Origin of the sequence: Cytobacillus sp. FSL R5-0377 (genome assembly GCF_038004385.1) — a bacterium.
Lineage (GTDB): Bacteria > Bacillota > Bacilli > Bacillales > Cytobacillaceae > Cytobacillus.
Map to the genome: position 1 here is coordinate 2,986,178 of NZ_JBBORA010000001.1, position 25,991 is coordinate 3,012,168.

The 25,991-nt window shown below is 44.8% G+C and carries 23 protein-coding genes; 22 read left to right on the top strand and 1 reads right to left on the bottom strand.

The window, feature by feature from the left end; genetic code table 11:
• Positions 1-192: 192 nt before the first annotated feature.
• The 22 genes from secA to NSQ49_RS15295 all read left to right on the top strand — a co-directional run bounded on the left by secA (position 193) and on the right by NSQ49_RS15295 (position 25,409).
• Positions 193-2,706 (top strand): preprotein translocase subunit SecA, encoded by a 2,514-nt coding sequence (secA, locus tag NSQ49_RS15190; protein WP_159863764.1) that lies wholly within the window; start codon positions 193-195, stop codon positions 2,704-2,706.
• A 113-nt stretch (positions 2,707-2,819) separates the two neighbouring features.
• Positions 2,820-3,933, top strand: a protein-coding gene (gene prfB, locus NSQ49_RS15195; protein WP_251284068.1) for a peptide chain release factor 2 whose coding sequence is annotated in 2 segments (ribosomal slippage) — positions 2,820-2,891 and positions 2,893-3,933 — 1,113 coding nt in all. Because the reading frame shifts where the segments join, the coding sequence is not laid out codon by codon here.
• A gap of 465 nt (positions 3,934-4,398) precedes the next feature.
• Positions 4,399-5,448, top strand: coding sequence for a TRAP transporter substrate-binding protein (locus NSQ49_RS15200; RefSeq protein ID WP_159863760.1), 1,050 nt, complete (start codon positions 4,399-4,401; stop codon positions 5,446-5,448).
• Positions 5,449-5,513: 65 nt separating this feature from the next.
• Complete coding sequence (locus tag NSQ49_RS15205) at positions 5,514-6,047, top strand: TRAP transporter small permease (protein WP_159863758.1); 534 nt, start codon at positions 5,514-5,516, stop codon at positions 6,045-6,047.
• A 23-nt stretch (positions 6,048-6,070) separates the two neighbouring features.
• Positions 6,071-7,336, top strand: coding sequence for a TRAP transporter large permease (locus tag NSQ49_RS15210; protein WP_159863756.1), 1,266 nt, complete (start codon positions 6,071-6,073; stop codon positions 7,334-7,336).
• Positions 7,337-7,488: 152 nt separating this feature from the next.
• Positions 7,489-8,508, top strand: a complete 1,020-nt coding sequence (locus NSQ49_RS15215; RefSeq protein WP_159863755.1) for a TRAP transporter substrate-binding protein — start codon at positions 7,489-7,491, stop codon at positions 8,506-8,508.
• A 68-nt stretch (positions 8,509-8,576) separates the two neighbouring features.
• Positions 8,577-9,128, top strand: a complete 552-nt coding sequence (locus NSQ49_RS15220; RefSeq protein WP_159863753.1) for a TRAP transporter small permease — start codon at positions 8,577-8,579, stop codon at positions 9,126-9,128.
• Positions 9,129-9,157: 29 nt separating this feature from the next.
• Positions 9,158-10,432 (top strand): TRAP transporter large permease, encoded by a 1,275-nt coding sequence (locus NSQ49_RS15225; RefSeq protein WP_159863751.1) that lies wholly within the window; start codon positions 9,158-9,160, stop codon positions 10,430-10,432.
• 16 nt (positions 10,433-10,448) lie between these two features.
• Positions 10,449-11,699, top strand: a complete 1,251-nt coding sequence (locus tag NSQ49_RS15230; RefSeq protein WP_159863749.1) for a lactate racemase domain-containing protein — start codon at positions 10,449-10,451, stop codon at positions 11,697-11,699.
• A 52-nt stretch (positions 11,700-11,751) separates the two neighbouring features.
• Positions 11,752-13,962: a dihydroxy-acid dehydratase domain-containing protein gene (locus NSQ49_RS15235; protein ID WP_159863747.1), complete on the top strand. Its 2,211-nt coding sequence runs from the start codon at positions 11,752-11,754 to the stop codon at positions 13,960-13,962.
• Between the two features lie 63 nt (positions 13,963-14,025).
• Positions 14,026-14,793 (top strand): IclR family transcriptional regulator, encoded by a 768-nt coding sequence (locus NSQ49_RS15240; protein ID WP_159863745.1) that lies wholly within the window; start codon positions 14,026-14,028, stop codon positions 14,791-14,793.
• Between the two features lie 126 nt (positions 14,794-14,919).
• A complete protein-coding gene (locus NSQ49_RS15245) occupies positions 14,920-15,816 on the top strand; it encodes a fumarylacetoacetate hydrolase family protein (RefSeq protein ID WP_159863743.1) in 897 nt (298 codons plus the stop codon).
• 4 nt (positions 15,817-15,820) lie between these two features.
• Positions 15,821-16,120 (top strand): UxaA family hydrolase, encoded by a 300-nt coding sequence (locus NSQ49_RS15250; RefSeq protein WP_159863741.1) that lies wholly within the window; start codon positions 15,821-15,823, stop codon positions 16,118-16,120.
• A complete protein-coding gene (locus tag NSQ49_RS15255; RefSeq protein ID WP_251284067.1) occupies positions 16,068-17,282 on the top strand; it encodes a UxaA family hydrolase in 1,215 nt (404 codons plus the stop codon). Before NSQ49_RS15250 ends, NSQ49_RS15255 begins: the two co-directional genes overlap by 53 nt.
• 19 nt (positions 17,283-17,301) lie before the next feature.
• Positions 17,302-18,768, top strand: a complete 1,467-nt coding sequence (gene gucD, locus NSQ49_RS15260; protein ID WP_251284066.1) for an alpha-ketoglutaric semialdehyde dehydrogenase GucD — start codon at positions 17,302-17,304, stop codon at positions 18,766-18,768.
• A gap of 91 nt (positions 18,769-18,859) precedes the next feature.
• On the top strand, positions 18,860-20,008 hold the full coding sequence (gene dgoD / locus NSQ49_RS15265) for a galactonate dehydratase (protein ID WP_251284065.1): 1,149 nt from the start codon (positions 18,860-18,862) through the stop codon (positions 20,006-20,008).
• A gap of 16 nt (positions 20,009-20,024) precedes the next feature.
• A complete protein-coding gene (locus NSQ49_RS15270) occupies positions 20,025-20,936 on the top strand; it encodes a dihydrodipicolinate synthase family protein (protein WP_159863735.1) in 912 nt (303 codons plus the stop codon).
• The gene (locus tag NSQ49_RS15275) at positions 20,933-21,880 is read left to right on the top strand and encodes a U32 family peptidase (RefSeq protein ID WP_251284064.1); all 948 of its coding nucleotides are present in this window, start codon (positions 20,933-20,935) and stop codon (positions 21,878-21,880) included. The genes NSQ49_RS15270 and NSQ49_RS15275 overlap by 4 nt, the downstream gene beginning before the upstream one ends.
• A 65-nt stretch (positions 21,881-21,945) precedes the next feature.
• Positions 21,946-22,905 carry a C-terminal binding protein gene (locus NSQ49_RS15280; protein WP_251284063.1) on the top strand — a complete coding sequence of 320 codons (960 nt, stop codon included), beginning with the start codon at positions 21,946-21,948 and terminating at the stop codon, positions 22,903-22,905.
• 19 nt (positions 22,906-22,924) lie between these two features.
• Complete coding sequence (locus NSQ49_RS15285) at positions 22,925-23,791, top strand: fumarylacetoacetate hydrolase family protein (RefSeq protein WP_251284119.1); 867 nt, start codon at positions 22,925-22,927, stop codon at positions 23,789-23,791.
• A 20-nt stretch (positions 23,792-23,811) separates the two neighbouring features.
• Positions 23,812-24,765, top strand: coding sequence for a sugar kinase (locus NSQ49_RS15290; RefSeq protein WP_251284062.1), 954 nt, complete (start codon positions 23,812-23,814; stop codon positions 24,763-24,765).
• A 14-nt stretch (positions 24,766-24,779) separates the two neighbouring features.
• On the top strand, positions 24,780-25,409 hold the full coding sequence (locus NSQ49_RS15295) for a bifunctional 4-hydroxy-2-oxoglutarate aldolase/2-dehydro-3-deoxy-phosphogluconate aldolase (protein WP_159863729.1): 630 nt from the start codon (positions 24,780-24,782) through the stop codon (positions 25,407-25,409).
• 87 nt (positions 25,410-25,496) lie between these two features.
• On the opposite strand, the gene larC is transcribed toward NSQ49_RS15295, so the two are convergent.
• On the bottom strand, positions 25,497-25,952 hold the full coding sequence (gene larC, locus NSQ49_RS15300) for a nickel insertion protein (protein WP_159863728.1): 456 nt from the start codon (positions 25,950-25,952) through the stop codon (positions 25,497-25,499).
• Positions 25,953-25,991: the final 39 nt, after the last annotated feature.

The following is a 25,991-nucleotide window of genomic DNA, read 5'->3' on the forward strand; positions in this document are numbered from 1 at the left end:
CCGCATGCGCCATAAGTTGTCACCCCCCTCTCAAAGTGGTAATATTAATAAGAAATATTGTGATTTTTTATGGGAGGATTCTGCCGAGAAAAAGCGAATCTATACTACCTGTGCAATGATATTAACTTTGAAACCAGATATGGTCAGCACAAGATAAAGAGCTGTCCTATCCAACATAAAGGAGCGTTTTTAATGCTTGGGATTTTAAATAAAGTGTTTGATCAAAATAAACGCGAACTAAAACGCCTCACCAAAATGGCAGAACAAATCGATGCGCTTGCATCTGATATGGAAAAATTATCGGACGAGCAGCTGCGCGAAAAAACGGAAGAATTCAAAGCCCGCTACCAAAAGGGAGAAACCGTTGATGACTTGCTGATTGAAGCCTTTGCGGTTGTCCGTGAAGCAGCGAAGCGCGTTCTTGGCTTATACCCTTATCCGGTTCAGTTAATGGGGGGGATTTCCCTTCATGACGGCAACATCTCCGAGATGAAAACAGGTGAAGGTAAAACCCTGACTGCAACGATGCCGGTTTACCTCAATGCCCTAACTGGAAAAGGCGTTCACGTTGTGACAGTCAACGAATACCTTGCAAGCCGTGACGCCACTGAAATGGGTCAGCTTTATGAATTCCTCGGACTGACTGTTGGCCTTAACCTGAATGGACTTTCCAAAGAAGAAAAGCAGGCTGCCTATGCAGCTGATATCACATATAGCACAAACAATGAGCTGGGATTTGATTATCTTCGCGATAACATGGTTCTTTACAAAGAGCAGAAGGTCCAGCGCCCTCTTCACTATGCTGTAATCGATGAGGTTGACTCCATCCTTATTGACGAAGCGCGTACACCGCTGATCATTTCCGGTTCCGCCCAAAAGTCTACACAGCTTTATATTCAGGCAAATGCGTTTGTCAGCCGCCTGAAAAAAGATGAAGATTACACGTATGATGAAAAAACAAAAGGCGTGCAGCTGACTGAAGAAGGGATGACGAAAGCAGAGAAGGCTTTTGGAATCGATAACCTTTTCGACATTTCGCATGTTGCACTGAACCACCATATTACACAGGCGTTAAAAGCGCATTCCAGCATGCACCTGGATGTTGATTATGTTGTTCAGGACGATGAAATTGTAATCGTTGACCAATTTACCGGCCGTCTGATGAAGGGCCGCCGATACAGCGATGGGCTTCACCAGGCAATCGAAGCGAAGGAAGGCCTGGAAATCCAGAACGAAAGCATGACTCTTGCAACGATTACCTTCCAGAACTATTTCCGTATGTACGAAAAGCTGGCAGGTATGACTGGTACAGCGAAAACGGAAGAAGAGGAATTTCGCAATATCTACAATATGAATGTTATCGTGATTCCAACAAACCGTCCAATTGCCCGTGATGACCGGCCGGATTTAATTTATGCCACAATGGATGGCAAATTCCGTGCGGTAGTAGAAGATATTGCCGAGCGCCACAAAAAAGGACAGCCTGTGCTTGTCGGTACAGTTGCGATTGAAACATCTGAAATCATTTCAAAATACCTGAGCAAAAAAGGTGTTCCTCATAACGTCCTGAATGCGAAGAACCATGGCCGTGAAGCTGAAATTATTGCTGACGCAGGTAAACAGGGTTCTGTAACGATTGCCACTAACATGGCAGGACGCGGTACGGACATTAAGCTCGGTGAAGGTGTTAAAGAAATAGGCGGTCTTTGTGTTATTGGGACAGAGCGTCATGAAAGCAGACGTATTGATAACCAGCTCCGCGGACGTTCCGGACGTCAGGGAGACCCGGGTGTCACGCAATTCTACCTTTCTATGGAAGATGAATTGATGCGCCGTTTCGGTTCTGACAATATGAAATCGATGATGGAACGCCTGGGTATGGATGACTCTCAGCCAATCCAGAGTAAGATGGTTTCAAGAGCTGTTGAATCTGCGCAAAAACGCGTTGAGGGCAACAACTTCGATGCCCGTAAGCAGCTGCTTTCCTATGACGATGTTCTTCGTCAGCAGCGTGAGATTCTTTACGGTCAGCGAAACGAAGTTCTGGAGTCAGAGAACTTGAGAGAGATTGTTGAAAAGATGATCATGACCAGCATCCAGCGCAATGTAGAAGGATATGCACCTCGACATGAAGATGAGGATAACTGGAACCTGCAGGGGATCATTGACTATGTAAATGGAAACCTTCTTAATGAAGGTGACCTTACTATAAATGACATCCGCGGCAAAGATACGGAGGAAATCGCCGAAACCATTTTTGCCAAGGTGAAAGAACGCTATGATGAAAAAGAAGAAATGCTTAGCCCTGAACAAATGCGTGAATTTGAAAAGGTCATCGTGCTTCGGGCCGTTGACTCCAAGTGGATGGATCACATCGACGCAATGGATCAGCTTCGCCAGGGAATCCATCTGCGCGCCTATGGCCAGACCGATCCGCTTCGCGAGTACCAGGCAGAAGGCTTTGCCATGTTTGAAAACATGATTGCATCCATTGAAGAGGATGTAGCCAAGTACATCATGAAAGCTGAAATCCGCAACAACCTTGAGCGCCAGGAAGTGGCCAAAGGACAGGCCGTCAACCCAAAAGAAGATGGTGAAAAGGTTAAGAAAAAACCTGTCGTCAAGCAGATGGATGTTGGACGCAATGATCCATGTATCTGCGGAAGCGGCAAAAAGTATAAAAACTGCTGTGGTGCAGAGAAATAAACCACAAGAGCCGGCAACATCTTTGCCGGCTCCTCTCTTTGGAAAAAGCCTGGCATAGGCTTTTACAGAAAATCACGCTATAATAGGAAAAAATATTTTTTGAGGTGACCAAAATGGAATTAGCAGATATTCGGAATGAACTTGAAAAAACAGCTAAGATTTTAGCGGACTTTAGGGGGTCTCTTTGACTTAGAAAACAAAGAGGCACGCATCGCTGAGCTTGACGATATCATGCTGCAGCCCGGATTTTGGGATGACCAGCAGGCAGCACAGGTTGTTATCAGTGAATCAAACTCACTGAAGGACCAGGTAGTGGAATTCCACAATTTATACGAAGCCTTTGAGAATCTGGAATTAACTTATGAGCTGGTAAAAGAAGAGAGCGACGCAGAATTGCAGGCTGAGCTTGAGGAAGAGCTTAAGGACTTAGTGAAGCGCCTGAATGATTTCGAGCTTCAGCTTCTTTTAAGCGAAGAATATGATAAAAACAATGCCATTCTTGAACTGCATCCAGGTGCAGGCGGAACGGAGTCACAGGACTGGGGCAGTATGCTGCTTCGCATGTACACGCGCTGGGCTGAAAAGAAAGGCTTTAAGGTGGAAACCCTTGATTATCTGCCGGGGGATGAAGCGGGGATCAAGAGTGTTACGCTTAGCATCAAGGGGCATAATGCGTATGGCTACTTGAAGGCAGAAAAAGGCGTGCACCGTCTTGTAAGGATCTCTCCATTTGATTCATCAGGACGCCGCCATACTTCATTTGTTTCCTGTGAAGTCATGCCGGAATTCAATGATGAAATTGAAATTGATATCCGAACAGAAGATCTCAAAATTGACACATACCGTGCAAGCGGTGCCGGCGGTCAGCATATCAACACAACTGACTCTGCTGTCCGTATCACCCACTTGCCGACAAATGTCGTGGTAACCTGCCAGACAGAGCGTTCCCAGATCAAAAACCGGGAACGTGCCATGAAGATGCTCCAAGCAAAGCTTTATCAAAAGAAAATCGAGGAGCAGGAAGCAGAATTGGCTGAAATCCGCGGTGAGCAAAAAGACATCGGCTGGGGAAGCCAAATCCGTTCTTATGTTTTCCACCCATACTCCATGGTGAAAGACCACCGTACCAACACGGAGTCAGGTAATGTCCAGGGAGTTATGGACGGTGACCTGGATCAGTTTATTAACGCATACTTGCGGTCAAAATTGATTTTGCCTGAGGATTAATACCAGGAGATAAGAAGCCAATGCCGGCAGAGAGACCGGCATTGGCTTTTTTGTGCAGAATAAAAGCTGAAAGTTGATTTTCAGAGAATGGCCAAGTATAAAAACGCCGAAAATTCTTCATTAAAAATGTTTTTTCAGTATATCATTAAATCCTTTTCCCCTTTAATGCTTCATAGCATCATATATTCTAACCACTTTATTGAAATAGTTTTAAATACACGTTCATTTTGGAATATAAAAAATAGTTTGACAAATAAAATAAGCTGACGTTAAAATACAAATATGTTCATAAATACAGAACAGAGTTTTATAATGTAAAACAAAATGCATAAAGGGGTGATAGACTTACAAAATTTTCGAAGTGTTTTGAAAGCGTTTTATTAATTCGAACGGCGTTTATGAACTTCCAATGATAGCGCAAACATAGAGTACTATCATTTTTAAAAATATTGAGGGGGAAGATTGATGAAGAAGTTGTCTATTTTATTTTTGAGTATTCTTATGTTCAGTACGATGGTATTGGCAGCATGCGGAGGTGGATCAAACTCGACCGGTGCTACTGAAAAAGGATCTGATAGTGCCAGTGGAGAAGGGGGAAAGCGGACAATCAAAGTTAGTATTGGGGTCAATGACAAGCATCCGGAATATGAGGCATCCTTGAAATTTAAAGAGCTGGTTGAAGCAGAGTCAGATGATTTAACAGTGGAAGTCTATCATTCCGGCCAGATTGCCGATGACCGGTCAGCGATTGAAATGCTTCAGTTCGGTACGCTTGATGCAACCATTCCATCTACTTCACCGCTTGTAAACTTTATTCCGGCATATGGTGTTTTCGATCTTCCGTTCACGGTTCCGAATGAAGAAGTGGCAGATAAGGTATTGGATGGCCCTTTTGGAGATAAGATGCTTGAGATGGTTGATCAGCAGGGATTAGTTGGTTTGGCCTGGTGGGAAAATGGTTTCCGTAACTTAACAAATGATGTAAAACCAGTTGCAGGTATGGAGGATGTTAAAGGATTGAAGATCCGCACCATGGAAAATGAAATCCATTTAGATGCCTGGAAAGCTCTTGGTGCAAACCCAACTCCAATGGCATTCACAGAATTATTCACAGCATTACAGCAGGGGACAATCGACGGACAGGAAAACCCATATCCAACGATTTTATTAAGTAAATATCCTGAAGTTCAAAAACATGTTTCCAATACAAATCATGTGTACACACCTTTTATTTTCTTATTCAGCAAAAAGGTTTGGGAAGAGCTTTCTGCAGAACAGCAGGATATCATCTCGAAAGCAGCAGTAGAAGCAGGTAAGTTTAACCGTGAGCGCACACGCGAGGTTGCCGACGAGTCACTTGAAACGCTAAAGAAAGAAATGACTTTTACAGAAATCAAAGAGGGTGAATTTGAGAAGTTCCAGGAAGCTGTGAAGCCGGTTATTGATAAATACAAAGAGAAAATCGGAGCTGAAATTGTAGACGAGTTCTTTGCTGAAATTGATAAGGCAAAATAAATATAAAACGAGCAGCCGGTTGTCCCCTGATGGCCGGCCGCTTCTGAAAGAGGGAGGCGATCAGTTTGCTTAAAGTACTAAGGTGGCTGGATGATAACTTTGAGAAATACATACTATTCGTTTTATCGGCTATCATGGTTGCTGTCATTTTCATACAGGTTTTTATGCGCTATGTGATGTCAAATTCACTGTCATGGTCAGAAGAGCTTGCGCGGTACTGCTTTATCTGGCTTATCTATATCGGTATCAGCTATGCTGTCAAGCATCATCGCCATATTAAAGTGGATGCAGCACTTATTCTTTTTAAAGATAAAACAAAAATCTATTTTTCACTCATCTCTAATATCCTCTTTTTAGTATTCTGTGTATATGTAGTGTTCTATGGCTACGGTATTGCATCCCAGCTGCTGATGTTTGGACAGACAACACCTGCACTTCAAATTCCGACAGGCATTGTATACCTTGCTCCACCAGTTGGCATGGGGCTTGCGGGCATCCGCCTGATTCAAAATATCATCGGCAATATTATATCGATTAAAAACTTTGATAAAACACATGTACTGCCAAAAGATGCCGAACAAAATATAAATGTGATCTAGACTTTAAAGGGGGTAGGATCTGAATGGCGGGGGTATTATTTGGTTCATTTGCCGCATTTCTATTTTTAACTGTTCCAATAGGAATCGCAATCGGATTGGCTGTATTATTCACCATTTTATATACCGGCAGCATGCCAGTGGAATTCCTGATGAAAGAATTAACCAACTCAGTTGACTCTTTTCCGCTGCTGGCTGTTCCATACTTTATTATCGCCGGCGAAATTATGGGGAAGGGCGGAATATCCAAACGCCTGTTTAATGTAGCTGATTCAATGGTCGGCAATAAAACAGGCGGGATTGCGATGGCAACCATCATCACCTGTATGTTCTTTGCAGCTATATCCGGTTCCGGTCCGGCAACCGTTGCAGCAATCGGGGGAATTATGATACCGGCAATGGTTCAAAAAGGCTACGATAAACGTTTTGCAACTGCAGTTGTTGCAGCAGCGGGGTCAATTGGCGTCATCATTCCACCGAGTATTCCAATGGTTATATACGGTGTTTCCGGGAGTGTTTCAATCGGGGATATGTTTATTGCCGGAATCATTCCTGGGATATTAGTGGGAATTGGATTAATGGTTTATTCTTATATCCACTCTAAAAAAATGGGTTACACGGGTTCAAATCAAGAAACAACATTAAAAGGCATCCTAACAGCTCTTTGGCAGGCTAAATGGGCGCTCATGATCCCGATTGTTATTTTAGGGGGCATATATGGCGGTATCTTTACACCAACAGAAGCAGCAGTTGTTGCTGTTGTTTTCGGCTTAATCGTCAGTGTGTTTGTATATAAAGAATTGAAGCTCAAGGATTTGCCGCAGATATTTGTTGATTCTGCCTTAACGACTGCATCAGTTCTGGTTATTGTTGGAGCTGCTACAGCATTTGGACGGTTACTGACACTTGAACAAATACCAAATCAAATTGCTGAAGCTATGATATCCATCTCGAGCGAACCGCTTATCATCATGATGCTCATTACCTTATTGCTCTTAATTGTAGGGTGTTTTATGGACACGATTGCAGCAATCATCATTTTAACGCCAATCCTCCTGCCAGTTGCCATTCAAATTGGATACGATCCGATTCACTTCGGGATTATTATGATCGTTAACCTGGCAATTGGGTTCATAACACCGCCGCTTGGTGTAAACCTGTTTGTGGGTGCTGGGATTTCAGGGCTGTCACTGGAACAGTTATCCAAGGCAATTGTGCCGTTTTTCTTTGCCATGGTTATTACACTGCTGCTCATTATCGTCGTTCCGCAGATTTCCCTGCTGTTCTTATAAATGGGCAAGTCAGTTCATTGCAGATATTAAACAGCATTTTCATAAAGAAATAGCTGTTTCCTTTTTGTATATATTACAAAACTCTGTTTTATATTGTAGAACATTTAACAGCTTTAGATAGTTGCAGCAAAACGAATGAAGGGGAGATGAAGATGAAAAACAAGAAGTTATATGGATTGGCAGTCACTGCGCTTGCAAGCTTCTTATTCCTCACAGGCTGTGGCGGCGAGGAAGCAGGAGGAGGAGAAAAGAAAAAGGTCATTAAGGTAGCTCATTACTTTGCTGAGGACCATCCCCAAAACGTAGCATTGAAAGAAAAGTTTAAAACAATCGTAGAAGAAGAGACTAACGGCGAGCTGGAAGTTCAGCTTTACCCGAACAGTACATTGGGTGCCGAAAAGGAATTCTATGATGGTGTCCGCAACGGAACCATTGAAATGGGTATTCCGGGTTTGATTATGCAGGCGGATATTCCGAAAATGGCCGCCCCGGAATGGCCATTTTTATTTAAAAATTTCGACCATGCCCAAAAGGTTTTGAATGGGCCGATTGGCGACGAATTGACAGAAGATCTTGAATCTGAGCATGGTGTAAAGCCCCTTGCCTGGAGTGCAAATGGATTTAGAATGATTTCCTCAAACAAAACGATTGATAGTTTAGAAGATCTTGATGGACTCCGTCTTAGAATGCCGAATATACCGAACTATATTGAACTGGGAAAATTACTTGGTGCCAATGTGACACCCCTCCCAATCTCTGAAGTATTTACAGCGATGGAGCAAAAAGTGGTAGATGGCCAGGACAACCCAATTGCTACAGTCCGGGCATCCGGCTGGTATGAAGTACAAAGCGATATTCTGGAATCAAAGCATATGTTCAGCCCTAACTTGTATATCATCAACAGTAATTTTTGGAACGGTCTGACGGAAGAGCAGCAGAAAATTATCGAAAAGGCGTCAAAGGAAGCAGCAGATTATGAATTTGAACTCCTTGAAAAGAGCTATGAAGAAGATAAGAAATTTCTCGAAGAAAATGGATTAAAGTTTACAGCTCCTTCAGAAAAGTTCTCAGCAGAGATGGAAGAAGCAGCACAGCCTTTATATGAAAAGATCTACAGTGAATTTGAATGGGCGAAGGACTTAGCTGACCGCATCCGTGCGGAAGCAGAGTAACTAGCATAAGCTTGGAGGATAAAAACCTCTTTATTCCTCCAAGCTAAAATTGCAGGGAGGAGAAAGCTGTGTTTAGCAAAATTAACTCTTTTTCTACCAAACTATTAAACATCGCGATTGCCTTTTCACTGGCAGCCATGTCCCTCTCCGTCTTTGGAAATGTTGTTTTGAGATATGTTTTTAATTCTGGTCTCACCTGGTCAGAAGAAATGTCACGCTACTTTTTTGTCTGGATGGTCTTCCTGGGAGCCATTGCTGCACTAAAGGATAAAATGCACCTTGGCGTGGACATTGTTGTCAATGCACTGCCAAAGGGACTTCAGAAAGTTGCCTTTCTAATCAGTAATGCAATCGTTCTTTATTTGCTTTGGCTGATCTTGGAGGGAAGCTGGAAAATGACGCTTCTCAATATGAACAGTACTGGACCAGCAACAGGCATGCCCCTTTCCTTTTTATATGGAATAGGAGTTATATCCAGCATATGGATGATGTTGATCATAATTGCAAGCCTTTTTAAGGCTATCCGGGGAGCATCTGATAACCTGACCATTATCCAATCCTCACAAGATGTTCCAGCAGAAGCTGACCCTGACCAGGAAGAAAGGATCATTGCTAAATAACGGTATAGGAGAGGAGGGAGAAATCCGATATGATTGGAGTTTTTTTAGGGTCACTGTTTGGCTCGCTGACATTAGGGGTGCCGATTGCATTTGCCCTGCTTGCCAGCGCGGTTATGCTGATGTTTGCCATGGGTACGTTCGATAGCCAAATTGTTGCCCAGAATTTGATCAATGGAGCTAACAACTTTTCATTAATGGCCATTCCCTTTTTTGTTCTAGCTGGTGAACTGATGAATGCAGGAGGGATCTCCAAGCGGATTGTAGACTTTTCCATGGCTCTGGTCGGGCACATTCGTGGAGGCCTTGGCTTTGTAGCCATTATTGCCAGCATTCTTTTTGCAGGATTATCGGGTTCGGCAGTTGCGGATACAGCAGCGCTTGGGGCGATTTTAATTCCCATGATGATTGCCAAAGGATACAACGTAAACACCTCAACCGGCATCATCTGTGCATCCGGTATTATAGCCCCTGTTATACCGCCAAGCATTCCGATGATATTATTCGGAGTAACCGCCGGAGTATCCATTACAGATTTATTCATGGGCGGCATCATTCCTGGAATTATGATGGGAGTGGGGCTCATGATTGGCTGGTTCTTTATGTCAAGGAAGGATACAAGTGAACTGCCGCCAAGGAAATCAGCTAAAGAAATCCTGAAGGCGATCCAGCAGGCCAGTTTTGCACTGATGCTCCCGGTTATTATTATTGGCGGTCTGCGGGGCGGTGTTTTTACCCCAACTGAGGCTGCGGTGGTAGCTGCCTTTTATGCCTTGTTTGTTGGCTTATTCATTTACCGTGAACTGAAGCTGGAAGAGCTGTATCAGGTTTTAATCGCTTCGGCAAAAACAACGAGTGTTGTGATGTTTGTGGCTGCTGCTGCCATGGTATCAGCTTGGCTTATTACCGTCGCAAATGTCCCTGCAGAGATTGCGGGTTACATGGGTTCTCTTGTCAGCAGCCCTCTGCTGTTAATGATAGTCATAATGATATTCCTATTATTGATTGGCCTGGTAATGGATCTGACACCTGCTATCCTGATTTTTACACCGGTTTTGCTGCCGCTTGTTAAAATGGCCGGAATTGATCCAGTTTATTTTGGAATTGTTATGGTAATCAACTTGTGTATTGGATTAATCACTCCTCCGGTTGGCACGGTGTTATACGTGGGCTGTGGTATTAGTAAGATTAACCTGGTGGACCTAACGAAAGGAATTTGGCCATTCTTGCTCGTTCATGTCATTGTGCTGCTTCTATTGATCCTATTCCCGGAAATTATTACAGTTCCGCTTGCATGGCTGAATTGATGAAGGAGTAATAATAATGGACATTATTAATGAAATATTAAAAGATATCCCCCTTCCCAAAATGGTGAAAGTAAGACAGAAATTTACCGCACCCCAACTGGAAGATGTGGCGGCTGAGGTGCGGAAAACCCTAAATGAAACCAATGTGCTGGCCAAAATAAATGACGGTGATTCTGTTGCTATTGCAGTAGGAAGCAGGGGGCTGGCTGAATTGCCTGTTCTGGTGCGGGAAACCGTCAGGGAAATTAGACGTGTTGGCGGGCATCCCTTTATAGTTCCGGCAATGGGAAGCCATGGCGGTGCTACAGCTGAAGGCCAGATTGATGTGCTGCACCAGCTTGGCGTGACGGAGGAAGCTGTAGAGGCTCCTGTTAAATCTTCTATGGAGGTTGTCCAAATTGGCAAACTTCCAAATGGGCTTCCGGTCTACATTGACCGAAATGCCTATGAAGCTGACAAAATTGTCGTCATTAACCGGATTAAGCCACATACAGCATTCCGCGGACCAGTCGAAAGCGGGCTCATGAAAATGATTACAATCGGGCTCGGAAAGCAAAAAGGAGCGGAAGCTGCCCATGCCTATAGCTTTAAATATATGGCAGAGCATGTGCCGGAAATGGCCAAAATTTCTTTAGCGAAAGCGCCAATCATTTTCGGATTGGCATCGCTTGAGAATGCTTATGACAAAGTAGCAAAAGTTATTGCTGTACCGGCGGAGGACCTGGAAACAGCCGAGCCGGAGCTGTTAAAGGAAGCAAAGTCCCTGATGCCCAAAATCCATTTTGATGAGTTCGATGTGCTGATTGTCGATGAGCTTGGAAAAGATATTTCCGGCGATGGGATGGACCCGAATATTACGGGTAACTTTGCCACGCCGTATGCCTCTGGCGGACCGGATATAAAAAGAACAGTTGTCCTGGGGCTGACCGAAAAAACGCATGGAAACGCAAATGGCATTGGGATGGCAGATATGACCACCAAAGCTGTAGTGGATGAAATTATATGGGAAAAAGGCTATGCAAATGCATTGACCAGTACAGTGATAGAAGTGATTAAGCTTCCTATGGTGCTAGAAACAAAAGAGCTGGCTGTCAAGGCTGCGATTAAAACCTGCAATGCCTTTGATTTAAACAAGGTAAAAGCTGTTCGAATCAAGAATACATTGGATATCGGAGAGATCTGGATCTCTGAGAGTCTGATTGAGGAAGCGAAACAAAACAGCCATTTAGAAGTTATGTCCGAGCCCAGGGAATTAGTGCTCAATTAATTCGAAGAGTCTCTGCAGAAAACTTGCAGATTGATAGATAAGGAGTGTTCATATGACACATTTATACCCGCTTATAGATAATCCTGTAAATCCATACCGTGACAATGTGCAGGGAAAAGCTAATGAACCGATTACGGTAGCCGGACTTTTGGACCGCGCCAAACAGACACTCGGCTCCTCCTATGAAGGCGGAAAGCCGGATTGGACACTCGAGGAAATTTACAACCGCCTGGAAGTAAATGCTCCGCGAATTGCCATTATCGGAGGTTCATCTGACCATCCTGCACACATTATGGACTATCAAACCTCTGCGCGTGCGGCCATCCGCATTTGGCAAAACGGAGGAGTTCCTTTTTATTTTTCCACACCGGTTATGTGTGACGGCACTGCCCAAAGCAATCAGGGGATGAGCTATTCCCTGCAAAGCAGGAATGCGGTTGCCCAAATGGTGGTTAATCAGCTTGAGGCACATAGTTATCACGGTGCGTTCGTCATTCAAGGGTGTGATAAACAGCCGCTGGGCGTTGTCAGTGCGCTGGCACATGTCGACCGGGTAAGACGCAGCCGCGGTGAAGCTCCGTTTTTTGCAACCTTTGCGCCTGCTCATGTGCTCGAAGGAGGCTCAATCCCTGATGATGTCATCGCAGAGCTCGAAGAATTGGCGAAAAAAGCAGAAGCAGATGGTGCAGCTGATGTGGCTGCCGATTTACGTGACACAATGGCATATATCCTGCAGTGTTCATCCAATACAGCCTTCCAGGGCGTTTTCGAGCGTGCCTATGAGAGGGGCATCCTAACAAAGGAACAGCATAAGTATTTTGAGATGAGGCTGGCAGTTGCGACATGCGACGGTCAGGGAGGGGTTTGTGCCTTTAATGGAACCGGAAATAGTTCCAGGCATCTTGTGGCTGGACTGGGCCTTGTTCATCCGGCGGTGGAGCTGCTGACAGATCCGCCGACTCAAAGGCAGATCAATTCAGTTCTTGATAGCTTTGCCACCATGATTAATGAAGAAAAGTATGGCGTTTCCAATATTGTGGCTGCCAATATCAGAAATGCGGTCCGCATTCATAGTGCATCCGGCGGTTCCACTAATCTGATGATGCATATTGTTGCAGGCATGCTCTATGGCGGATACAAGTTTAGTCTATGGGATTTGGACCGCATCCATCATGAGCATCCAATTCCGGATTTGTTCGACTATAGCCTGACAGAAGGCCGTGATATTTATTCGCTCGCTATGCAGTGCTGCAGCGGAACGAGCAGGGGAATGGAAACTCTTTTTTACGAATTACTTGAACATGGTGTACCGATGGATCAGGATGCGCCGACAGTTGCAGCCAGAACCTGGAGAGAGCGTCTCTCCATCACAAGAAGCCTCCAGGCATTAAATGTAAAAGAAAATCCTGTTATCTTATCTGCTGAAGCACCGCGCAGGGCATTTAGCGGAGTGGATGTTCTGCAGGGCAATTTCTTTGAAAGCGCAGTGGTAAAAATCAGCGGGATGCCGACGCCGCAGCTTGATCAATTTGATGATAAACTGGCATTTGTTCTTTACTTTGAAAATGAAGATGATGCAAACAGAAGCCTGCTTGACTCGAATCTGCTTAACGATATTAAAAAGGATAAGCTATTTGACCATAACCTCCTGCTGGAAACACTGAAATATAACAACAGGGCGGAATGGGAACTATTAAAAGAAGAAAAATACGAAAAGCTATTTGATGAAATGGCTGAAAAAGGCATATTGAAAATTTCAGTTGTCATTGCCGGTCAGGGTCCTGTAGCCTTTGGAATGCCGGAGATGTTTACACCGATGCAGCATATTAATGCCAACCGGGTCATGAAAAAGCTTGCAACCATTATCAGTGACGGGCGTTATTCGGGTGTTACATACGGTGCTGCGATTGGACATATGACCCCGGAAGGATACGAGGGCGGCGGCATTGGCTTCCTTCAGACAGGTGATGTTGTACATCTTCAGCTGAGGGGACGCCGCATTGATTTTGTAGACAAATCCCGGCTTTTCGCAGGGGAGGTTGTCCATTCCTTTACTGACAGCTTAAAAGCAGATCGCCAGTCTCTTGCAGAGGAGAGAAAGCAGCGAATGAAGGCACGCCAGAAGCTGGTTGCAGCAAGCAATCGCATGTACGGCCATACGGATGCTGCAAACGGGGTGGTTCCGCTGGCCGTAGCCGAGGATGCAGTTCTGGATTATGAGACAGATGTTTTGCTTCAAGAGACAGGTACTGTTGCAAATTAAAGAGGCAAGCTCGTCAAAATTCCTGTAAAATTAGGCTAAATAGAACTAGGAGAGTGAGCAAAAATGCCTATTATCCAATCAGTTGAACGTGCATTGAAAATTATGGATTTATTTGACGAGCGGGATAGAGAATTATCCATCACAGAAATAAGCAAAAGAATGAATCTTCATAAAAGCACGGTTCATTCGCTGCTAAAGACTTTGCAGGAACAGAGATACATTTCTCAAAATGAGGAAAATGGAAAATATCGTCTGGGGCTAAAGCTTTTCGAACGGGGCAACATGGTCCTGAGTAATCTTGATCTGCGGAAAGTAGCCAGAAAGCATCTTGAAAGGCTATCCGCGATGACAAACTTAACGGTTCATCTGGTTATTCTCGATGGGCAGGAAGGTGTTTATATCGATAAGGTTGAAGGAAGCGGAGTTACCGTTCTTTACTCCCGCATCGGACGCAGGGTTCCCGTTCATACAAGTGCGGTAGGCAAATCGCTCATCTCAACAAAAACAGATGCCGAACTGGATCAGTTTCTTGAAAACTATCAGTACACAAAACAGACTCCAAAATCAATCTCTTCAAAAGAGGAGTTACTCTTGGAGATCGCTCATGTCCGCGAGGCAGGCTATTCAGTGGATAATGAAGAAAACGAACCGGGCATTGTCTGTTATGCAGTTCCGATTAAAGACTATTCCGGTGAGGTAATAGCAGGGATCAGCATGTCCATGCCTGCTTCGAAAGTAACGGATGAAGTCCGTGAATACCACGTGGGACTCCTGAAAGAGTGCAGCACCAGCATATCGCAGGACCTTGGGTATGAGTACCAAAAAATTTAAATCAAAATATTCTGCTGGGAGCATCCTTAGAGGGATTCTCCCTACCACTTAGAATGTAGCTTAAATACACATTGAATTAATTGAAGATTTAAAACATAAATAATAGTCATTCAGGAGGAGAGAAAAATGAGAATTATTCGCTACCTAAAGGGAAACGAAAAACAATTGGCAGGTGTAACAAATGAAAACGAAGTGGCAGACCTTCCATTCAGCGACTTTATGTCATTGATAGCCACAGCACGTGAAGAAAACAGAACAGCGTTTGATATTGTAAAACAAGTTGCTGAGGAATCAGATAAACAGCCTCTTGAAGGCCTCAGGTTAACCACACCGATTGATGCTCCAGAAGTTTGGGCGTCCGGCGTGACATACAAGAAAAGCAGGGAAGCGCGAAATTATGAAGCTACACAAGGGAAGCTCGATCGTGAAACATTTTATGACAAAGTCTATGATGCAGTGAGGCCGGAAATTTTCTTTAAATCAACATCAGCGAGAACGGTAGGTCCGAATGATCCTGTATATCTAAGGTCCGATTCCAACTGGCAAATCCCGGAGCCGGAGCTGGGGCTTGTCATTGATAAAGATGGTAATGTGCTTGGCTATACAGCCGGAAATGATATGAGCTGCCGGGATATAGAAGGGGAAAATCCGCTGTACCTCCCGCAGGCAAAGGTTTGGAAGAACTCCTGCTCCATTGGGCCGGCTATTGTATTGGCGGAGACTGTTTCAGATCCTTATGAATTTCAGATTATCTGCCGCATCTACCGGGATGAAGAGCTTGTATTTTTTGGAGATGCTCAAGTCAGCCAGTTAAAACGCACACTGGATGAGCTGGTTCAGTACCTGGTGCTTGATAACCAAATATTTGACGGAACCGTCCTTCTTACAGGAACTTGCGTTGTACCGCCTAACGAATTTACTTTAGCGGAAAATGACCGGATTGAAATCGAAATTCCTGGTATAGGAATCCTGAATAACCCGGTTGTCCAAAGTGAAAAAGTGGAGCAAGCCGCCAAGGGGTGAGGAAATGAGTGAGTACAAAACACTTTTTTTAAATGAAAGAGACAGTGTGGCTGTAGCTCTATCAGATATACCTGCGGGAGCGGAAGTGATGGTCAAAGCAGATGGCATCGAAAAAACAGTTCGTATTCTTGAGCCGATCCAATTTGGCCATAAATTTGCAGTCCGGGCCATTCCCCAGGGGGATGACATTATTAAGTATGGTGAGGTGATTGGGGCGGCTATTGCCCCAATCGATGCCGGAGAACATGTGCATGTTCATAATCTTGAAGGCAAAAGAGGAAGGGGTGACAAGATTGTTCAATGAAAAGCTTCAGTTTTGGGGCTACCGCCGTCCAGATGGCCGTGTCGGAGTAAGAAACCATGTGCTGATCCTGCCTACTATTACTTGCGCGACGCAAACGGCACAGCGGGTGACGGAGCTGGTCAGCGGAACTGTTACATTCATCCATCAGCATGGCTGCGCGCAGGTTGGAACCGATTATGACCAGACAGCGAGAACCTATGCCGGACTGGGAATGAACCCCAATGTTTACGGTGTGATCGTCCTCGGCCTAGGGTGTGAAACCCATCAGGCACACCGTATTGGTGATGAAATAGCCAAATGCGGCAAGCCGGTTGAGACTGTATCCATACAGGAACATGGCGGAACGCTTCAAACGATTGCCGAAGCAGCAAAAATTGCTGTGAAAATGGTACAGGATGCATCCATGGTGCAGCGGGAGCTATGTGATTTCAGCGAATTGATAGTCGGTACAGAATGCGGGGGTTCTGATGCATGTTCAGGCCTTTCGGCAAACCCGGCTGTTGGGCGAACAAGCGACATGCTGGTTGAACAGGGAGGCACCGCCATTTTAGCTGAAACAACCGAACTAATTGGTGCAGAGCATTTGCTTGCCAATCGGGCAGCGAATGACTCGGTTGCTAAAAAAGCATATGCCGTCATTAAAATGATGGAGAACCGCTCCATTCAAATGAGTGTTGATATCCGTACCGGCAATCCAAGCCCGGGCAACATTGAAGGCGGCCTAAGCTCTCTTGAAGAAAAGTCGCTAGGAGCTGCAACAAAGTCGGGCACCACGCGTTTGGAAGAAGTGATTGACTATGCAGAAAGACCGACCAAAAAAGGGCTGGTCTGGATGGATACGCCGGGGCATGATATCGAACAGTTAACAGGTATGGTGGCAGGCGGAGCGCAAATTGTCCTATTCACAAGCGGACGCGGAACACCTACCGGATCGCCGATTGCCCCTGTGATAAAAATCTCGACAAATACACCAATGTTCGAACGCATGAACGAAAACATGGATCTTGATGCCGGAACCATCGTAGACGGTAAAGAGACTGTCGGAGAAGTCGGCGGACGTATTATGAAGGAGATTCAGGCTGTCGCAAATGGCAAATTGACAAAAGCAGAAATCTTGAAACAGCATGACTTTGGAATTTGGCGTATTGGCCCAACATTTTAATTTAAAGGAGAGTTCAATTATGAAAACAACTGTTGAAACCAAAACATTCAGGAACTTTATTAATAACCAATGGATAGAATCTGCATCCGGAAATGTTATTGAAAGCATTAATCCTGCTACAAAGGAAGCGGTAGGCTATGTGCAAAAGTCTGCGGAGGAAGAGCTGAATGGGGCTGTAGAAGCAGCTTTTAATGCCAAGAAAGCATGGCGTAAGCTTGGCCAGGCCGCAAGAGGCCAGCTCTTGTTCCAAACAGCAAACATCCTTGAATCAAGACTGGATGAAATTGCCGAAAGCATGACAAGAGAAATGGGAAAAACATTGCCTGAAGCCAAAGGGGAAACTGCCCGAGGCATTGCCATTCTTCGTTATTATGCAGGGGAAGGAATGCGCAAAGATGGAGACGTTATTCCATCAACAGATAAAGACGCCCTTATGTTCACAAAGCGTGCACCGCTTGGAGTAGTAGGAGTTATCACTCCCTGGAACTTCCCTGTAGCCATTCCTATCTGGAAAATCGCACCTGCTCTTGTATATGGAAATACGGTTGTATTCAAACCCGCGAGTGAAGCAGCTGTTACAGCTGCAAAGGTGGTTGAATGCTTTGCAGAAGCCGGCTTCCCTGAAGGTGTCTTAAATTTTGTAACAGGCTCAGGCGCTGTTATTGGCCAGGGATTGATTGACCATCCAAAATTGAACGCTATTACGTTTACAGGATCAGAAACTGTCGGGCAGGGTGTAGCGAAAGCAGCAGCAGCCCGCGGCATCAAGTTCCAGCTTGAAATGGGCGGAAAGAATCCTGTGATTGTCACGAAAAATGCCAATCTTGACCAGGCGGTTGAAGCAGTCATCAGCGGCGGTTTCCGCTCTTCTGGACAAAAATGTACGGCTTCAAGCAGGGTAATTGTAGAATCAGATGTTTATAACGAATTTAAGCAGAAGTTAATTGAGGCTTCTGAAAAAATCACTATAGGCAATGGACTTGAAGAAGGAATTTGGATGGGACCATGTGCAAGTGAAAGCCAGTTCAACACATTTAACAAGTACATTGAAATCGGAAAAAATGAAGGTGCCAGACTGGTTCATGGCGGCGAAGTACTGACTGGCGGCGAATTTGATAAGGGCTTCTTCGTAAAACCGGCGATTTTTGAAGACGTGACACCAGACATGACGATTGCTCAGGAAGAGATTTTCGGACCTGTGATTGCTCTTATTAGAGCCGTTGATCTGGAGGAAGCCATTGACCTGGCAAATAATACAAAATACGGATTGAGCGCTTCGATCTTTACTTCCGATATCAGCTCCATTCTGGAATTCATCGATGAAATTGAAGCAGGTCTCGTCCGGATCAATGCGGAAAGCGCCGGTGTAGAGCTTCAGGCTCCATTTGGCGGAATGAAGGCCTCAAGCACAGGCTCACGTGAACAAGGTGAAGCTGCAAAAGAATTTTATACAGCGATTAAAACCGTTTTCATAAAAGGCTCATAAACCGGCTGATTAAGGAAAAACATTCAGAGTCTGAAAAGGAGATTTCCAAACTAGAAATCTCCTTTTTATAAAAAAGTTGTGAGGTGCCCATATGAAAATTACGAAGCTTTCATTATATAAAGTTCCTCCGCGCTGGCTGTTTTTGAAGATAGAGACAGATGAAGGCATTTCAGGCTGGGGAGAGCCTGTTGTCGAAGGGCGCGCTGAAACAGTGAAGGCAGCTGTTAATGAACTATCAGACTATATTATTGGCCGCAATCCTAATGACATCGAAGATATATGGCAAACATTGTATCGGGGCGGTTTTTACCGTGGCGGGCCGATTTTGATGAGTGCGATCTCCGGGATTGAGCAGGCGCTCTGGGATATTAAAGGAAAGTATTACAATATACCAGTCTATGAAATGCTCGGCGGAAAGGCGCGCCAAAAGATTAAGGTGTATTCCTGGATTGGAGGGGACCGGCCGGCTGATGTTGCTGCGGCGGCAATAGAAAAGCAGGAGCAGGGCTTTCAGGCGATAAAAATGAACGCCTCTGAAGAAATGAACTACATAGACAGCTTTTCAAAAGTGGAAGCGGTTATTGAGCGTGTGGCTTCCATACGTGAGGCACTCGGCAGGGACTTCGGCATTGGGGTTGATTTTCATGGCCGCATTCATAAAACTATGGCCAAAACATTGGTGAAAGAGCTGGAGCCCTATCGCCCCATGTTCATTGAAGAACCGGTGCTGCCGGAAAACAATGAGGCTCTTCGTGAGATTGCCCTGCATACAACCTGTCCAATTGCCACCGGGGAAAGGATGTATACACGCTGGGGATTCAAGCAGCTTCTGCAGGATGGATATGTGGATATTATCCAGCCTGACCTTTCGCATACAGGCGGCATCCTGGAGGGAAAGAAAATTGCCGCAATGGCAGAGGCGTATGATGTGTCGATTGCGCCGCATTGTCCTCTTGGACCAATGACACTGGCATCTTCGGTGCATTTGGATGCCTCCACTCCAAATTTTATCATCCAGGAACAAAGCCTTGGCATTCACTATAACCAGGGGATGGACATTCTCGATTATATTAATAATCCTGGCGTATTCGCCTATAAAGATGGCTATGTAAACATCCCGGATCAGCCTGGACTCGGTATAGAGATTAACGAGGAAAAAGTAAAGCAGGCAGCTGAAGCCGGACATGATTGGAAAAACCCTATTTGGCGCCATGAAGATGGCAGCATCGCCGAATGGTAAGTGAGGAGGAATAAAGATGAGCTTTCATGGTATTATCCCCCCGGTTGTCACATTATTTGATGAAGCGGGAAATTTGGATTTGGAGCTGAATAGAAGGTATCTTGATAAGCTGATTTCACAGAATATTCATGGAATATTGCTGATGGGCAGCTCGGGTGAATTTTCTTCTCTTTCCATTGAAGAGCGGAAGCTGTACGTAAGGGAAATGATTAAGCATATTCACGGACGTGTAAAAGTAATGGTTGGTGTAGGACATACGGCTCTTAAGGAAGTCCTTGAACTGACTTCTTATGCAGAGGAACTGGGAGCAGATGGGGTACTGGTTGTCAGCCCTTATTATTGGAAGCTTTCAGATGATCAGCTTTATCGCTTCTATTCAACTGTTGCCAGCCGTACAGAGCTGCCTGTGTTTATTTACAATATTCCGCAATTAACCGGCCAAAACTTGCCGGTTGAGCTAATCATAAAATTGGCCAAAGACTATCAGAATATATCTGGAATTAAAGAAACGGTCGGTGATTTTGGCCATATTCGCCAGGTAATGACAGAAGTGAAAAAAGTCCGTCCTGATTTCCTGGTTTTTTCAGCCTTTGACGAGCACATGCTCCCTGCCCTGATGATTGGCGCAGCTGGCAGCATCAATGGCAGCGCAGTATTTGCACCTGAGGTCTCGGTGGATTTATATGAATCTTATCAAAGAGGGGATCTGGCTAAAGCCCAGAGCAGTCACCTGCAGATTTCCAGCCTGATGGATGTTTACACGTATTGTCCGACCTTTTTCACATCCATGAAAGAAGCAGTTCATCAGCGCTGGTTTGATACAGCAGCAGGCCATCGTGCACCGTTTGATGTATATCCTGCAAATTTGCGTGAAAATGTTCGTAATCTATTAAAAATCATCGAAACGAAAGAAGGCGTTCAATTATGAAAGAATCCCGCGAACTGCTTGAACAATTAGGCTATCCATCCAGTGATTTTCGAGAATTGCCCACTTCCGCAAAAAGATTCCCGGACGGTGCCCAATACCGTGTGGAAATTCCGAGTGTTGAAGGACCTGAAGCATTAAAAGCTACGCTTGAAGAAATTGACCGGCTCGGCTTGACGATACACCGTGTCTCTCAGGGAAGCGGCATTATGCTCCAGACTGATGAGGAAATCAAAGAAATGTGCGAACTGACAGCAGAACGGGGAATGGAGCTAAGCTTATTTGTTGGTCCAAGAGGCACTTGGGATATCAGTGCAGCCCCGTTTACAGCGGGGGGGAAATCACAGGCGCTTCGCCACGAGGGAGCGGATCAGCTTGTTTATGCTATGGAGGATTTAAAGCGCGGTGCTGAACTGGGCTTAAGAGGAGCACTTGTAGCTGATGAGGGACTTCTTCTCTTAACAAAGGAGATGAAGAAAAAAGGCCAGCTTCCGGAAGACTTCGTTGTAAAGGTATCTGTGCAAATGGGCTCAGCGAACCCTGTTTCAGTAAAACTGATGCAGGATATCGGAGCAGATACGTATAATGTACCTTCTGCATTACCGCTCGCAAAGCTTGCAGCAATCCGTCAGGCCATTGATATTCCGATTGATTTGTATGTGGAGGTTCCGGATAATTTCGGCGGTTTCCTGCGCTACTACGAAATCCCGGAAATCATTCGGGTTCTCGCTCCGGTTTATATCAAATTTGGCCTTCGCAATCACCCGGATGTTTATCCTTCCGGAAAGCAATGGGAAAGCACGAATATCTCACTCGTAAAAGAGCGTGTACGCCGTGCTTCCATCGGTATTCAAATGATTGAACGATATTATCCCGAAGCTGTTACTTCAAAGCTGGGTGCAGAAGGGCTTGGTGTTCCGAAGGCTGAAAAAACGCTGGCCAAATAATTTTCAATCCCTGAGCGGTCCAATCCGTTCCAGGGATTTCTACTATTATTTAAGAGGTGAAAAGAATGACATATAAAGTACTTATAACAGACTTTGAATTTGAAAATCTCAAATATGAGGAAGCAGTATTTACCGAAAGCGGCCTTAATATAGAATTCGTCAAAGCACAATGCAAAACGGAAGATGAGGTAATCGCGCAGGCTAAGCATGCAGATGCCCTTTTAAATCAATATGCACCAATCTCCAGACGTGTAATAGAATCCCTTGGAAATGCCAGGGTGATTTCCCGCTATGGTGTTGGTGTGAATACCATTGATGTAGATGCAGCCAATGAAAAAGGCATTATCGTAGCTAATGTTCCTGATTATGGGATGGAAGAGGTATCGAACCATGCCCTAGCTCTTCTATTATCTTGGGCACGTAAAGTATCCCTGTTAAATAATGAAGTGAAAAAAGGAAATTGGGATTTCAAAGCCTGTGTCCCAATTCACCGTTTTAATAATCAAACAGTTGGTGTTCTAGGGTTCGGACGCATTCCAAGGAGGTTTATTGAAAAGGTAAAGCCTCTTGGTTTTAAATTGGCCGCCTATGACCCCTTTGTTTCCGAAGAGGATATGGCATCAGCCGGGGTGCGGAAAATGGAGCTGGAGGAAATCATTAGGGAAGCCGACTATTTATCGGTACATGTTCCGCTTATTAAGGATACCTTCCATTTATTAAATGCAGACCGATTTAGCCAAATGAAGAAAAATGCTGTCATTATTAACACTGCAAGAGGTCCGATCATTGATGAAAAGGCCCTGATAGAAGCGCTTGAAAAAGCCATCATAGCAGGTGCAGCACTTGATGTAACCGAAGATGAGCCAATTAGCATCGATAGCCCGCTTCTTCATATGGACAATGTCATTATTACTCCGCACAGCGCCTGGTATTCAGAGGAAGCCATGGTGGAGCTTCGCCAAAAGGCTGCGAAAAATATCGTTCAGGTCTTAAAGGGTGAAAAAACACCTTATGCCCTGACATAAGAAAGGATAGGTGCTGAATATGAAACTGGCTGCCTTCACTATTAATTCACAGAAGCATATAGGCGTTGTTAAGGGAGAAAAAGTCATCAGCTTAACTTTGCTGGACGGAAATCAATATCCTTCGTGCCTGAAAACCTTCATCGAAAAAAGTAAAGAGCTGCTGCCGCTTGCTGAAAACCTGATTGAGCGTGACAGTGAAGATGCTGTTTTTCCAATTTCTGATGTGAAGCTTCTTCCGCCTATTCCATCGCCGGAAAAAATCATATGTGTCGGACTGAATTATATTGACCATTGCAGGGAAACCGGTATGGAACCGCCCTCCTCGCCGGTGATCTTTTCGAAATATGCAAACGCTATTGTCGGCCATAATGATGCTGTAGAGATACCCATTAATTCAAATGAAGTCGATTTTGAGGCTGAGTTAGCCATTGTAATAGGTAAAGAAGCCAAGCGGGTAACGGAAGAAAAGGCAAACGATTATGTATTTGGCTACACAATCATGAATGATATTAGTGCACGCGATTTGCAATTTAAAGACGGCCAGTGGTCCCGGGGCAAAACAGCAGACACTTTTGCGCCAACAGGACCTGTGATCGTGACAAAGGATGAAGCAGGGGATCCGCATAGTCTATCAATCTCACTCGAACTCAATGGGGAAATTATGCAAGATTCCAATACAAGCAACCTGATCTTTACCATCCCGCAGATTATTTCTTTTTTATCACAGTCTATGACGCTTAGGCCAGGTGACTTAATTGCAACAGGAACGCCTCCAGGAGTTGGAATGGGGCGGGATCCAAAGGTGTGGCTAAAAGACGGTGACAAAATGAGTATTACCATTCAAAACATCGGAACACTATCGAATTATGTAATAGGTGATTTATAGAAGAAAGAGGGCTGATAGACATGGATGTTGTAACAATCGGGGAAACGATGGCTCTTTTTACACCAAATGAGGAAGGAATGCTTCGGCATGCCCATTCTTTTTCTTTGAAATTTGGCGGGGCAGAGTCCAATGTCGCCATCGGATTGAGCCGTCTCGGACACCGTTCGAGATGGCTCAGCCGTGTTGGGGAGGATGAATTTGGTGATGCAATGCTGTCATTCATCCGCGGCGAAGGAGTGGATGTTTCCTATGTGACGCGCGATCAAGAAGCCCCGACTGGCGTATTTTTTAAAGAATTCAGGCGCTTGAAAGACACTCGTGTCTATTATTATAGAAAAGATTCTGCTGCCAGCCGGATGGATGCTGACTGGCTTTCGGAAGAGTCGATTTCAGATGCTGAGTATCTTCATCTTACTGGCATAACACCAGGACTCAGCCCTTCATGCCGGGAGATGTTTGAAAAAGCAATCCGGATAGCAAAAGAAAATGGAACGAAAATCGTGTTTGATCCAAACCTCCGTTTGAAAATTTGGCGTGATGAAGCAGAAGCACGGCAATTTTTGAAAAAATATGCTTCTGAAAGTGATATAGTCCTTCCGGGGATTTCCGAAGCAGAGTTTTTATTCGGCACATGTTCACCTGAGGAATATGTGGAGAGATTTCACGATCTTGGAATTGAAACAGTCATTATGAAATTGGGAAAGGAAGGATCACTGATTTCATCTTCAGGCTTGGTGAAGAAAATTCCAGGCTTTACAGTTGAGCGGGTAATCGATCCGGTTGGAGCGGGTGATGCATTTGCTGCTGGTGTCCTTTCAGGACTGCTTGACGGAAAAACACTGGAAGAAGCAGCACTGCAGGGCAACGCGATGGGAGCCATGGTAACAATGGTGAATGGCGATGCAGAAGGCTTGCCTAATCGGTCAGATCTTGAGTCCTTTATGGATGGCAGCCTGGAAGATGTTACGAGATAAAAAGGAGGAAAACTGTGGGCAAGATAGAAGAGTTAAAGAAGAGCAAGATTGTTGCGGTTATTCGCGGTGCACGCCAGGATCAGATTTTGCCAATTGCTCATGCGCTGCTGGCCGGCGGTATCAGCACATTTGAGATAACCGTAGAAACCCCAAAAGTTTGCTCGTTAATAGAAAAAGTAAAAGCAGAGTTCGGAAACCGGGCAATTGTAGGAGCAGGGACCGTGCTGGATCCAGAAACAGCGCGTGCTGTTATTATGTCTGGAGCGGAGTTCATTTTTTCGCCAATCGTTAATGCGGAAACCATTAAACTGGCAAAACGATACGGTGTCCTCAGTATCCCAGGCGCCCTCACGCCAACTGAAATCCTGACAGCCTATGAAAATGGAGGAGATATTATTAAGGTGTTCCCGGCTGATGTCATGGGTGTCTCTTATTTCAAAAGCCTGCAGGGACCGCTTCCGCAAATCCCAATGATGCCAACCGGGGGGATAGATGTCAACAATATCCGGGATTATTTAAAAGCGGGGGCTGTTGCCGCAGGAGTAGGCGGTTCGTTAGTAAATGCAAAAAGGTTAAATTCAGATGAGGATTATTTGGAGCTGACTGAAAAAGCGAAGGAATTTTCCGAATTAATAAACTTCTGAGTTATTGGCGGTTTCGGAAACTTACTTCAAGTCCAAAGAACCTCCCATTAGGATAGGTGGAGGTCCTTTGGCTAGGTTGTTAGATTTTTATTTCAGCTGCTTCCATACCTCTTGAAAAACTAGTTTTAATGGAATTCCGTATTGCTCAGAGATAGCTTTGCAATCACTGAATTCTGGGGCTTGCTGAACAATTTCACCTTGCATCAGCCCCTCTTTAACAGAGACAGCCCCCCATGGGGTTTCGACCTTTCGAAATGTCCGGCCAAGACGATTTACAGAAAGCGGGTAATATCGTAATCCCAAGGTGGTGGTTTCTCTAAAAATGATATTCATCATCTTGGATTTCAGCTTATTTTCACACAAAACCTGAAGCATGGTTCCCGGCCGATTTTTCTTCATGTAAATCGGTATATAAAAGACATCATTGGCCCCGGATTGAAACAATAAGTCCATAACATGTCCCAGCCATTCTCCAGGGATGTCGTCCAGATTTACTTCAATTTTGATCATGTCATGATCAGTATGCTCTTGGCCATGCTGCATTTTTTATGAGCCTCCTTAAGTGAATTTTAGATAAAGAAA